The organism is Providencia sp. wls1922 (genome assembly GCF_009706505.1).
GTDB classification, from domain to species: Bacteria; Pseudomonadota; Gammaproteobacteria; order Enterobacterales; family Enterobacteriaceae; genus Providencia; species Providencia lanzhouensis.
On the sequence record NZ_WLUG01000092.1, the window covers coordinates 81,145 to 94,395 of the forward strand.

Here is a 13,251-nt window from a genome sequence, read left to right on the forward strand (position 1 = left end):
TTAGACCTCCGCAGGGTTTTTCAATTCGCCACTTTTATCACCTGATGGCTTAGCATCTTTGTGTGGCTTGATGACGATATTCGGGTTAGTCAGGCTTGGATCTGGCATCGGTGCAATGCCGCACTCCGTACCGTGTAACTCACGTAAAACGGTAATGTCATCGAAATCTAAAGCGCGCTGCGGGCAAGACTCTACACAAACCGGCTTCATTCCTTTTGCGACACGTTCATAACAGCCATCGCATTTGCTCATCAGTTTTTTCTTTTCGTCAAACTGTGGCGCACCGTATGGGCAGCGCAGTTCACAGTAACGACAGCCTACGCAGATAGACTGGTCAACAACCACTAAGCCATCTTCACTGCGTTTGTGCATTGCACCAGTTGGGCAACCTTCTACACAAGTTGGATTCGAGCAGTGGTTACACGAAATAGACAGGTAGTAGCTATAGACGTTTTGTTGCCAAATACCGTCTTGTTTCTGCCAGCTACCGCCACCGAATTCATACACACGGCGGAATTTAGGACCTAAATCTAAATCTTTTTCGTCCTTACAACTTACCTGACAGGTTTTACAGCCAGTGCATTTTGTGGAGTCAAAATAAAAGCCATACTGTTTCATCAATTAACTCCTTAAGCGCGTTTGACTTCAACAAGGTTAGTATGTTGTGGTGTGCCTTTCGCCAGTGGAGAAGGGACATGGGAGGTTAGGGTGTTGATACAACCACCAACATCTAAACCTTCGGTATTCAATGTGCGCCATGCACCTTGAGGAACCGCAATCACACCCGGTAAGACACGCTCAGTCACTTTGACTTTAATCTGAATACGCCCGCGATCATTGAAGATTTCAGCTAAATCGCCGTTCTTCAAGCCACGTTCTTGTGCATCAATTGGGTTTAACCAGAATTGATGAGGAATAGCCTCACGCAGCATAGCCACGTTGTAATAGGTTGAGTGAACATGACCCTTATCGTGGAAGCCTGTCATTAATAAAGAGTGTTTTTTCTGTGCAGATTGCGCTTCAACACCTTCTCTATTCACACAATATTCAGGAATAGCTGGAATACGCTGACCTTCTGGAAGTTCCCAGTTTTTCACGCGTTCAGCCAGTTTTTCGGAGTAAATTTCAATTTTGCCCGATGGTGTTTTCAGTGGATTATTCACTGGGTCATCACGGAAGCTTTTCAGTGCCACGTTTTCAGCACTATTAAGGAACTTACGGTCGATGATCCCCGCGCCATCAGTTTCACTAAATTCGGGCAAATGAGGCATTTTTTCACGGGTTTTGTTGTAGCAAAACTCAATCCATTCTGCGTAGGTACGACCTTCAGTGAATTGATCTTTTACGCCCATTTTCTCTGCGATTTCGACTAATACATCGTAGTTTGGATGGTTTTCCCACAGTGGTTCAATGGCGTTTTGTAGACGAACTAGGTAGTGATAAGCCCCACTTGCATAGGAGTTATTGATCAGGTCGTTTGTTTCGACGGTGGTCACATCTGGCAGTAGTAAGTCCGCATATTTTGCCGATGGGGTATCGTGGTTATCCCAAACAAGGATAAACTCACATTTTGATTCATCAGACAGAATTTCATGGGTCTTATTCAAGTCACCATGCTGGTTTCCGATGACGTTACTGGAATAACACCACATAAATTTGATGTCATTATTCAGCTTATCAACGCCTTTGATCCCGCCATTTTCTGCGGTTAATTCTTTACCGCGCACAATCGCTTCTGACCACATATAAGTAGGGATCAACGCTTTCACAGGGTTTGGCAAGCCAAATCCAGCCACTGGATAGGCGAAACTGTTACCCCATAAACCGGTGTTAGTCCCAGAACGACCGATATTGCCAGACATAATAGGCAGCATCATGATAGAGCGACAGGCTTGCTCACCATTTTCAGTACGTTGTAAGCCCCAGCCTTGTGAGATCCAAGCACGTTGAGCGTTACCAATTTCACGGGCTAACTGAATGATTCGTGAAACCGAAATACCCGTTAATTTGCTCGCCCACTCAGGGGTTTTTGCAATCCCATCAGGACCATTGCCTAAGATGTAATCTTTGTAAGAGGCATTACGTGGTGCTGAAGCTGGCAGGGTTGATTCATCCCAGCCTACACAGTAATTTTTCAGGAATTCTTCGTCGGTTAAGCCTTCTTGGATCATCACATAACCCAGGGCTGCCACTAATGCGGCGTCAGTACCTGGATAAATAGGGATCCATTCTGCGCCTAATGTTGTGACGCTATCGGTACGGCGTGGGTCGATAATGATGACTTTTGCTTTGCTCTTATCGAGGGCATTGAGTGTTTCATAGAACTGACCACCACCGGACATACGGGTTTCAGCCAAGTTATGACCGAACATCACCACGAGATCGGAGTTTTGGATTTCCGTTAAATAAGATTCTTCCACACTGCCGTAAACATATGGCGTGATCTCCATTAGCTGTGCGTAGGAATAAGTTCCGTAGTCACCTAAAAATCCACCCGTTAAACTTAAAAGACGTTTACAGGCCGCACGACCGTGCAAGTTGGCACCCGTTGAACCAGAACCTTATTGGTAATAAATGGCATCGTTGCCGTATTTATCGATGGTGTATTTCAGTTTTTCCGCAATGATAGTGGTAGCTTCATCCCAGCTAATTTTTTTGAACTTACCTTCACCACGTTTACCCACACGCACCATTGGGTATTTTAAACGGTCTGGATTATAGGTTTTCCAGCGAACTGAACGACCACGCAGACAAGGGCGAATCTGATGTTCTCCCAGTGTTGAATCGTCATACATGGTTTCATTGGAAATACGGCTGATAACGCCATCTTTCACATGAACTTTTAGAGGGCAGCGACTACCGCAGTTAACTAAACAAGCGCTGTAGCTGATTTTCTCACTGACTTCGTCAGGCATGATGGTTGGTGTTTTTGCTTGAGCAGCAAAAGGCAGAGTGATTGAGCCTGCAACGGCGGCTGCACCCGCTACGGTTGCGGAGGTCTGAAGAAACTCCCTCCTGCTCAGTTCTGCAAAATGAGTATTTGTTTTATTTTTATGCATTGACATTGCCTATATGTAAATAACGTATTAGGTATGTTCAATATGTTAGAAAAAATACCCACTCACTAACATGATATGCATCAACAATATCCTTGAAAAAACCAAGGGAAATATTTTTATTTATTTAATTTATAAGGAGTTTTCTTGTCATAGATGCCATTTTTGTTCTGTTTTTATTATCAATCGTTATATTGAGAATTATATAATGGTAGGGTGGGATCTGTGAGTATAAGAGGGGTTTCCCCCTCTAGGTAGGCTGGCCATGTTTGCTAATCATTAAGTAGTATTTATAAGTTACCTATGATGAGTTATTTATTTGTTGAATGACCTAAGAATCGAACATCATTACCGGTAGGTGATTGATGCACAGATAAATTGAACTGCGGCAGAATGGAAAAAATATGGTCAAAAATATCCGATTGGATGCGTTCGTATTCTAACCACACTGTCGTGTTGGTAAACGCGTAAATCTCAATTGGGATACCGTTTGAGTCTGACTCTAATTGGCGAACCATGATGGTCATATTTTTATGGATCTGCGGGTGAGCGCGTAGATACGCTTCAATATAGGCGCGAAATGTCCCGATATTAGTGAGGCGTCGCTGGTTGAGTGGCGTCGCTTTATCCTCTGGTAAAGCAGAGTTGTAGACCTGGATCTCAGAGACTTTTTTCCCGATGTAAGGCTCTAATAAGTTGGCTTTTTCAAAGTTGCTAACTTCTTCAGGTTTCAAAAAATGAATACTATTGGCATCGATACGTAGGCTGCGCTTGATACGGCGCCCGCCTGATTCAGTCATGCCTTTCCAGTTTTTAAATGAATCGGAAATCAGTGCATAAGTTGGAATAGTGGTGACGGTATTATCCCAATTTCGAACCTTAACTGTGGTCAATCCAATATCAATTACCGCACCATCAGCACCGTATTTAGGCATTTCCAGCCAATCACCAATGTTGACCATGTTATTTGCAGAGAGCTGAATACCAGCGACTAAGCCCATAATTGGATCTTTAAACACCAACATCATGACGGCGGTCATCGCCCCTAAACCACTGAGGATAATCAACGGAGATTTACCAATCAGTAGCGCGATGATCATAATCGAAATCAAAACGGTGGCGATAAGCTTAATGCTTTGAAAAATTCCACGTAGCGGGAGATGAGCTGTTTTTGCCGCACGTTGTAATACGCCCAGCGTGATATCCAAAATGGAATAAATCGTCAGTAAGCCAAACAGCAAGCACCATGCTTGGGAAGCGACATTCAATACCATTTGTGTCGTTGAGCCCGAAGATAGCCATAAGGTGGACTGAATGTTGACAACAATACCTTGAATAATAAAGGCAATTCGATTGAACAGATTATATTGGGTGAGTTGATGTTGCCAACCGGAACCCGCTTTTAATCCTCTTTTTTCAATCGTGGGAAGCAAAATTTTGTGCAGAAAAAGATGCAAAATCAGGGCGACAATCAGTATCAGCCCAAGAACCATTAAGAGAGAGGCGAGGGTGGCATAGTCTTGATTAAACTGGCGAGCCCAGTCGAGCAGTTGCTGCTGCATAAATTCTCCTTTATTGCGTTATCCATAAATGACGACCCAGTATAAGCAAATAGGACTTAAGTTTGTGAAATATACCGAATATTTACATAAGATTACGGAAAATGGCGGTTATTCTGATTGATGCTCTATACTTTGAGGAATACTCTCAAACGATCATGTTTATGAGGAAATACTGATGAAAAAGCCTACGAAAAATAGCTGTCTACCACTGATTGTTCTTTTAGCATTCATGGGGACATCACCACTTGCGTTTTCCGACCCAAGTGGTAACAACGGGCATGGAAACGGTAACAAACATAATAATAAAGAATTTAAAGGCAACAACGGCCATAAAAATAAAGATGATGACCATTATAAAGCGAAGCAATGGAACGGTGATAATTCAGGCATTCAAGGAACGTTGCGTATTTCACCTAATATTAGTTTTAGCGTGAATTTTGGGAATGTTCGACCTTTAGCCATTGAGTATGGTCTTACGGGCTACAAAGGGCTACCACCAGGAATTGCAAAGCAAGTCAGAAGAGGAAAACCGTTACCTCCGGGGATAGCTAAAAAGGTTCTACCATCAAAGTTTATCCATCAGTTGCCTGTTTATGCGGGCTATGAATGGAAAATGAGTGGTAAAGATCTTATTTTGGTAGCGATTGGCACGGCAGTGGTTGCTGAAATTATTGAGAACGTATTTGAATAAAAAAACGGCCTTAAAAAGGCCGTTAGCAAAAATTTGCAAATACTTGAATGAGGTAAATGAAAGGTTTGATTGACTATGGTTTAACTAACTAAAGTTTAAAGCAAATTACATAAAACGCTTGGACAGTAATTCAACAACTTCTTGCAGGTTAACGAAAAATTCTTTGATGCTTTTCATGTTCGCTCCGAATGTTAATGTGTGATCTTGATCACGTAGGAGCATTCTAGTTTTTTATTGATCAAAGTCAATAATCAGCCAAAAGATATTTTAAATATTAAACTAATTTTTAGGTCGAACCTTGTAAATTATTGTTTACAGCTTACTCATCATGCCGGCTAATTACTTTGCATAAAGGTTTTGCTGGATGAAATAGTGGCTAGACCTGCCAGTGCCTGCATGCTTTGTTCGTGTAGTTCAATGGTTGCAGCGGCACACACATCTTCGAGGACATGGCAAAAATAACCTAAATCATGGGCTTGTCTTACGCTACTTTGGATTGCCATCACCGAACTGACTCCACCGAAATAGAGCTGAGTAATATTATTATCGTTAAGCCATTGGTGGAGTTTATTGCCTGCAAATGCAGAAACGCCTTTCTTAATGATCACTCTGTCTTGCATATGAACGACCAAATCTTCCACCCAATGGCAGCCGTAGCCACTTAATTTTAATGCGCCTCTCTGTTTAGCTTGTGAAAAAAGTGGGGAGCCAGCGGGGATATCTTGATAATTATCGCTAAAGCCAACTTTGACCCAAATAACAGGAATACGCTGACTTCTTGCGTAATTAGCGGCTTGATTCGCCTTTTCAATAATATTGCGGGAATTGACTTGGGAATAACTGCTATTGGATAAACCGTTTTTACCCACAATATCGTTAATAAGATCAATGATGATTAGCGCCTGTGACATTATTGCCCCTTTTTATGGCTAAGTAATTTAACGTAAAAGGGGATTGTAATGTTTATTATGCACTAGGGATGTTAACTGAATAACATTATTTTAAATAATGGTATTATTCTCGACTGCCGCCTTAATTAAGGCAAATCAATAATAAATCCAATACCTTTATTCTCTAATCCATCAGTGACTTTTAATGTTGCACCTATTTTCGATGCCAGATTATGGGCAATAGATAATCCTAAACCGCTTCCTGTTTCTAATGTTCCGGGCACACGGTAAAAGCGAGAAAATAGATGTGCTCGGCTCTCTTCCGGAATACCGCGTCCATTATCTTGAACCGTAATGGTGGCACCAAAAGGGGTGAGATCGACCAGTGTCACTTTTATTTTGGCTTTTTCAGGAGAATATTTAATCGCATTTTCGATTAAATTAGTGAACACATTACTCAGCGCCAGCTTATCAGTTTCGACATAAAAAGAATCTGGACTGGATAATTCCACATCAATATGTTTATTGAGAGCATAAGGAATATGGGATGAAATGAGATTACTGATTAACATAGGTAAATCAATTTGCTCTTTACGAATGGCAAAATCTTCCGCTTCCAAACGTGCGAGATCAATTAATTGATGAGATAAAGAGGCGGCGCGCGTTAATGTCTCTTTCATATCATTAATAATCTCGGCTTTTTCTTTTGGATTATCGATATGCATTAACACATGCAATTGTGCTGTTACCGCTGCAATCGGAGTCCGCAATTCATGAGCCGCATCTGCCATAAAACGTTTTTCGCGTAAATTCGCGGCATCGACTCGTGCCATTAATTGGTTAATCGCGGAAATAATAGGGCGAGTTTCTTTATACATATCTTTGGTATCAATCGGCGTTAAATTTCCCGGTTGACGCGATGAAATAATTTTAGCGACTTGTTTAATGGGGCGAATACTAAAATAGGCAGTGATCAGAATAGCGATTAACATTATGCCCAAAATAAAGGCGAGAGGAATGGCAGTGCCTTCGGCTGGATTACCAATTAACTTTCGTCGCTCAAGATACGATTCTGCAATCACAACTTCGAGGGTATGATCATCATCCCATGCAGAAGTGAAATGCCAATCTTTATGTTGGGCAGTTAGCATATCGACTGATTTTAGTGATGGGTCTGAAATCTTTTCACTATTGCGATATAGCACATGTCCCAGATTATCCCGCACAACCATATACGGTTTATAGCTAGTTTCAATGCCGTTTTCCATGGCATCGGTATACATTTTTTGCAGAATAACCGCGAGCTTATCAAAATATTCTGGGGTATCTGATACTGTACCTAATGTACGCGCAATCCCTTGTGTGACGATTTGCTGTTGTTGGTTAAATTCATCATCATCGACCAAATCAGGTAGATAAAAAAATTGTAACCAACCGACTAGCAGCAGCCATAAAAAGATGACTGCGCCAATCTGAATACCAAATGTGTAGACAAGAAAGGATTTAATCTTCACCAGATTGCGCTTCTTTTTTTAGTAAATAACCGATGCCACGGATAGTAATAATTCTGTCTTTACCAATTTTGCGGCGTAAATTATGAATGTGGACTTCAAGGGAGTTACTTTCCACATCATCCAAGCCAAATAAACGTTGCTCTAAATCTGTTTTTCGCACGACATTGTCGGCATTTTTAATTAACTCGTATAGCAACAGATATTCTTTACCGGAGAGTAATAATAATTGACCATCCAAGGTGACTTGATGGTTTAATGGATTTAATTGCAGATTATCTAATTGCCAAATTTCAGATGAAAACCCAGCCATACGGCGGCTAATAGCCTTTACGCGAGAAATCAACTCTGGCATTTCAAAGGGTTTTGTTAAGAAATCATCGGCACCAGAATCTAAGCTCGCCACTAAATTATCCATTTTATTACGGGCGGTAAGAATAATAATCGGTATTGATTCTCCAGATTGGCGCCATGCAATTAATTCCTCTTGACCATCACCATCAGGTAATCCCAAGTCTAAAAGCATGACATCAAAATTGCGTGCCTGTAATTGCTGCTTAGCATCAGATAATAATCTGACCCAGCAAGGATTAAATCCGGCTAATTCCAGTCCACGACATAACGCTTTGCCGAGCTGAAGATCATCTTCTACCAATAAAATATTCATATTTATTACCTCTGTTGCGGAGTATAAGCAGACTCCGCTCACCCAGCAACTAGGATATTTATCCCCTTAAGCATCCCTTAAGGTTGGTTTAACCAAATATTAAGGTACTAAAATGCAAAAGCATTAATATACCCTCAACAACCATAACAAGAGCATTCATCATGAAAAAAGCGTATATTGAAGTGCCTCTATTTATCGGGATTATTTTTTTTGCCATGGTATTTATGGGGGCGAGTTTCAATAAACCACAATTGGCGTTGAATCCGACGAAATTAAATGAAGTTCAGCGATGCACTGATGCGAAAACTTGCTTAGTAGAGGCTCGAATACTTGAAGTGAGTAAAACGAAACGTAATCCGGTGAATGAGTTTAAATCGTATCTTCGTCAGAAACTTTATTAATACTCTTTCGATAATGGCGGAATAGTGAATTGTGGTGCTATCGGTTTTTATACACAGAAGCGTATAAACGATAGGCAGAAATAGATTGAAAGTGACTCAGATTAACTTCAAAGAATAATGAATTAAGAAATGGAAGATGGATATTACCCTTCCATTTCTCTGCTAATCATCTAGTCATCGGTATTTGCTTCAGGTAGCCAGCCGTCATCCATCCAAATTTCTTCTAAGATCTCTTCAATGCGTAATTTATCATCCGCAATCTTCGTTCCTGAAATATTAATCGCCTGCTGAGAGCTAAAGCCCACTCGAGTGACCATATCAGGGTACTGTGACTGTAGTTTGCGTAAAATCTCAGACTCTAAAGCTTGTAAAACCAAGCCACTTGGTTTTTGCGGTGAATTCTTATCAAATAACACTTCGATGCGTAACATAATAGCCTCTACTAAAGACTGTATTAATATACAGTATTTTTAGATCTATATGGGGATATTGTCAATATCCTGCATTGAATATTTTTTTATTGTGATAGCAGGCTAACTCTTTTTATTTCGACAAGTTAATCCGATAACCTTTAAAAGAAGCTGGCAGAAATATTAATACACAACCCTAAAATGGCCATATTAAAGACAAATGAAATAACGGATTGGAGCAATACTGCGCGACGCATAGGGGTTGAGGCTACTTCTACATCTGCCGTTTGTGAGGCGACGGCAATGGTGAATGAGAAATACATAAAATCCGAATAGCTGGGTTGGGTGATTTTATCGGGGAAAATTAGCCACGGTTTTTCATTTTCACTATTGCCGTAATAGAGATGGGCATAGTGCATGGTAAAGCCCGTAGGTAAGAGCAGCCAAGAGGATATCAATGTCGAGGCAGTTAAAATATAAGAGTAAATTTTATCGGCTTTCGGGATATCACTGTGTCCGCCCAAGGCAAAAAATAAGGCTAATAAACTGACGCAGCAGCCTGACATCAAGAAAAATATTACCATGCTCGCGCTTTCGTCTTCGATTTTTGTCAGCTTACGAATGTCTTTCACATTGTGGCTAATAATTCTCTGGAACAGAAACAACAAATAACACCACGCAAATGCGTTCCAACTGATAATTAAGTTAATAATCAGACTTTGTGTTTGAAATAAAGCGAAGAAAGTGATGAAAGCAACAATGAGCGAGACCAAAAAGCGCGGTCGAGAATGAAATGCATGACGTAGCTGGTGGGTGATACGAGCAGCACAGCGAAGCATGGGGTATTCCTTGAATTTAATAATCGGGTGTTTTTCCTAAATTAAATTGAGTATACCATTGGTAAAAAGGATGCACTAATCACTGCGTTTCAAGGAATGAAATGAAACAGTTCTATTTATGCTTGCTGCTGTGCTTTTCAGCGCCGTTATATGCAAATGAATTGTGTGAAAAGGTCGCAGACCTTTCTACTGCTGATGTTTAGTGCCATGATAGTTAAGTATAAAGCCTATTTTTATTATACAACAGATGACACATTTTTAGTTGTGGATGTTTTCGTCATTTCTGGCGGCCAAGTGTCTGGACAAATGGAAGTGGAAGGGGCGTTTCTTCTTTCCAATTACTATGCGGTGTCTGATGATAATGACAGGAATAGAAAGCGCAATGACAGGGGATAATCTGTCATTGCATTAAATCTTAATACGCGTTAGGACGAAGTTTAAATGACTGTAAAACCCGATCCCAGATTTCAACCATTTGCGCATCGGTGTAATCTTTCACTGTCAATATTCCGGAGTTATGAAGTAAAATAAGCACTAAAGGTTGTAAATAAGTGACATTTTTCTCATTGGCATTGTATTGAAAACGGTATTTTTTATCTCCGTCTTCTTCACCGGAAATTAACCACTCTTCACCAGCAATCGTATTGTATTTCACTGGGCCTTTTTTCAAGGTAGAAGCCCCTAATTGCCGCATAATCGGTTTAATTTCAGATGAGCGTTCAAGCAAACTGTCATCTTCACTTCCCAATAAATTATCTATCACAATTGCCCATGCAAATTGATTGTTTTTAAAGAGCATGGACAATTTAAATTTGTGGTCACGTCCATCATCGTGAATAAAGCCATAAGGAATACAAATCCCTTTATCGGTCGGAATTTCATTCTTTGGTCGCCCTTGTAAGCGAGAAATTAAGGATTGCATCGCTGCTAGTTTTTGAGACTTATCTGTAATAGGATAATCACCTGTAAAATATGATCTTTCTTTAGCATACTTATCTGATGTCAGATCATGGAACTTAGTTTTTATAATAAACGCTACATTATCAATATACACATGAGCTTCTAGCTCTCTGGCAAATCCAGGGTAAGCATAGCTTTCATTTTTATCAAAAATTACCCCCTTTTCTAATCGCACAATATCTTTCAAAAAGGGTCCATCCCGCTCCTCACTCACTCGCTGTTTTTTTAATTCGTCTTCTCGTAATTCAATACGTTGTTTAAATGAAGGGGGATACATAAATTGACTTTCAATCGTCATATCATCGATGGTGATGACCGAGGAAAGCTCTTGGGTTAACGCTTTTGGGTAATTAAAGGTGTAGCGACCTAAACAGTAGGTCGGTGCATCATCAAACAGAGTATTAATCACAGCAGAATCCTTTTCATTAAGTGAGCGGGAATAGGTTTTATTGGGCACGGAACACGCAACTAAAGCCCCCAATAAGACCAAGCTTAAAAAAGCAATAAATTTATTTCTTATCATGGTTTAACCTCACCCGTTTGCAATATTTTGCATAAGGAGCGTAAGGTGAATTTTATCGCTGGTGATAATTTACCCTCACCATAAATACCATCCCCCTTCATGGGCTCAAATTTATAGGCATTCTGATGGTCAACATTCGTTTCTAAAATGTCTTTAAATCGCCACGATTCCTGTAGATTGATAGCGTATTTAGGCACCGTACCATCTCCCGCACCTCCTTCATAATTTCCATTGGGGCTTTTCCACGCATAGCTCGATTTAAGTAATGTATACTCCCGTTTATCACCATATTCCGTTGTCTCTCGACTATCGTCAGATACCCATAACCACGACGTTTTATCCCGTAATTTCCAGGTCACCGTTTCATCTGAACGGCGAGGATCTTTAGCCAGCGTAGTGTCATTTTTATCGTCATACGCCCCGTAAAATTGGTAAGTATTGGCATGATAATGAGAATTCATTTTTTCCATGAATGGTATTACTTGTTTTATCATTAACATTTTATAATTTATAAAGTTAGTAGTAATTTTATCCTCTTTTTTATCCAAAATATCAGACTCATACATTCGCCACCAAACTTTATCTTGAAGATAGATTTCCTTAAATGGATCACCTTTTTGCGGCAACAATAAATCAGTTACCCCATCAGGACTGCCTTTTTCAACCCGCATCCACGGTTGACCATGGTTATATTTCGGAGAAGGTAAAAGTTGTAACGGTGCAGGGGATTGCGCTAAAACAGACATAAGCCGTGTGGCACTGGCCCCCAAAACAAGTGACATCGGAAACGCATGTTCCCCGATTTTCATCATCTTATAGGCGGTTGGCGAACCTAAATCGGGCATCACACCATGCACGATACCAAGAATTTTATCTTTGCAGGGTGTTGCTAATAATTCGGAAGCGTAACGTGATACTAAGCCTCCCATCGAATGGGTCACAAGAATGACTTTCTCCTGCCCTTCTTCAAAGGCGAGTCCATGCCCAATCCCGCCATTCTGTTTAGGACGGTATAAATTTAAAACCTCATCAATGTATTTGGCGAGATCTTGTGCGGACTGAGCGTTGTCTTGTAACCAGTTATAACCAAAAACATGAAGTGGAAGCAGTAAGCTACGGTATTTCCCCGTTTCACCATATGAAAGCAGGTTAGTATCCTCTGGCGAAAGTGGTTTCTCTAGAATATTTTTAAAAATAGAGTGTTGAGAGAAATACTCCTCAGCTTCATCTGCCGTCGCGCATCCCTGATCTTTCGCTTTATTGTAATACTGCTCCCAAACCAGTAATTCTTTTTGTAATTGCTCTAAGGGTTCAAAGTAAGAGAACTCTAATGCGCTGCCCCAACCTCGTTTTTGACGTGAACTGGCAAAATAGGTTGATTCGTTATCATCATTACCCACTTTTTGACCAAAATCCGTTACAACGGCATTAGGATCTAGCAATTCACGACGACGTTTTCCGCCAGTCAATCCCCAACCCAACGCATCCCATAGCATTAACGCCATATTACTGCGTATCCGCCAGACAGAGTCTCCCGTATCTTTATGTTTTAAGTTAGACCCCATAATGCCGGGTAGAAAAATAACGGGAACCACTTTAGTTGATGGGAGATAACAATTCGCTTTGGCATTTTCAGATTGGTGCTTCCGCTGTAAGTCTTTCCAAACTGCACATTTATTGTCATCAAATTCAGCAAAACAATGCTGAATATTTTCGCTTTGTTCATCTTGGCTCATTGCGT

Annotated in this window: 11 protein-coding genes and 1 pseudogene; 2 read left to right on the forward strand and 10 right to left on the reverse strand. The window is 40.6% G+C overall.

Annotation, left to right across the window (positions count from 1 at the left end):
* From GKR71_RS11415 to GKR71_RS11425, 3 genes and pseudogenes are all read right to left on the reverse strand, one after another.
* Entirely contained in the window at positions 1-618 is a 618-nt protein-coding gene (locus GKR71_RS11415; protein ID WP_036952921.1) for a DMSO/selenate family reductase complex B subunit, read from the reverse strand.
* Between the two features lie 11 nt (positions 619-629).
* A pseudogene (locus GKR71_RS11420) lies at positions 630-3,059 on the reverse strand (DMSO/selenate family reductase complex A subunit).
* A 308-nt stretch (positions 3,060-3,367) separates the two neighbouring features.
* Complete coding sequence (locus GKR71_RS11425) at positions 3,368-4,618, reverse strand: mechanosensitive ion channel family protein (protein ID WP_036952924.1); 1,251 nt, start codon at positions 4,616-4,618, stop codon at positions 3,368-3,370.
* A 175-nt stretch (positions 4,619-4,793) separates the two neighbouring features.
* Here GKR71_RS11425 and GKR71_RS11430 point away from each other — a divergent pair, with 175 nt between their 5' ends.
* On the forward strand, positions 4,794-5,309 hold the full coding sequence (locus tag GKR71_RS11430) for an anti-virulence regulator CigR family protein (RefSeq protein ID WP_154634304.1): 516 nt from the start codon (positions 4,794-4,796) through the stop codon (positions 5,307-5,309).
* Between the two features lie 335 nt (positions 5,310-5,644).
* Here GKR71_RS11430 and GKR71_RS11435 read toward each other — a convergent pair whose 3' ends face one another.
* The 3 genes from GKR71_RS11435 to GKR71_RS11445 form a co-directional block, all read right to left on the reverse strand.
* Positions 5,645-6,220, reverse strand: coding sequence for a cysteine hydrolase family protein (locus GKR71_RS11435; protein ID WP_036952930.1), 576 nt, complete (start codon positions 6,218-6,220; stop codon positions 5,645-5,647).
* Positions 6,221-6,345: 125 nt separating this feature from the next.
* Complete coding sequence (locus GKR71_RS11440) at positions 6,346-7,713, reverse strand: sensor histidine kinase (protein WP_036952933.1); 1,368 nt, start codon at positions 7,711-7,713, stop codon at positions 6,346-6,348.
* Complete coding sequence (locus GKR71_RS11445; protein WP_036952936.1) at positions 7,703-8,377, reverse strand: response regulator; 675 nt, start codon at positions 8,375-8,377, stop codon at positions 7,703-7,705. The genes GKR71_RS11440 and GKR71_RS11445 overlap by 11 nt, the downstream gene beginning before the upstream one ends.
* A gap of 161 nt (positions 8,378-8,538) precedes the next feature.
* Here GKR71_RS11445 and GKR71_RS11450 point away from each other — a divergent pair, with 161 nt between their 5' ends.
* Positions 8,539-8,778, forward strand: a complete 240-nt coding sequence (locus GKR71_RS11450) for a hypothetical protein (RefSeq protein WP_036952939.1) — start codon at positions 8,539-8,541, stop codon at positions 8,776-8,778.
* A 170-nt stretch (positions 8,779-8,948) separates the two neighbouring features.
* On the opposite strand, the gene GKR71_RS11455 is transcribed toward GKR71_RS11450, so the two are convergent.
* The 4 genes from GKR71_RS11455 to GKR71_RS20390 form a co-directional block, all read right to left on the reverse strand.
* Positions 8,949-9,209, reverse strand: coding sequence for a DinI-like family protein (locus tag GKR71_RS11455; RefSeq protein ID WP_036952942.1), 261 nt, complete (start codon positions 9,207-9,209; stop codon positions 8,949-8,951).
* Between the two features lie 140 nt (positions 9,210-9,349).
* Entirely contained in the window at positions 9,350-10,027 is a 678-nt protein-coding gene (locus GKR71_RS11460) for a DUF1345 domain-containing protein (RefSeq protein ID WP_036952946.1), read from the reverse strand.
* 415 nt (positions 10,028-10,442) lie between these two features.
* Positions 10,443-11,510 carry a T6SS immunity protein Tli4 family protein gene (locus GKR71_RS11465; RefSeq protein ID WP_154599432.1) on the reverse strand — a complete coding sequence of 356 codons (1,068 nt, stop codon included), beginning with the start codon at positions 11,508-11,510 and terminating at the stop codon, positions 10,443-10,445.
* A complete protein-coding gene (locus GKR71_RS20390) occupies positions 11,507-13,246 on the reverse strand; it encodes a lipase family alpha/beta hydrolase (RefSeq protein ID WP_154599433.1) in 1,740 nt (579 codons plus the stop codon). The genes GKR71_RS11465 and GKR71_RS20390 overlap by 4 nt, the downstream gene beginning before the upstream one ends.
* Positions 13,247-13,251 lie beyond the last annotated feature (5 nt).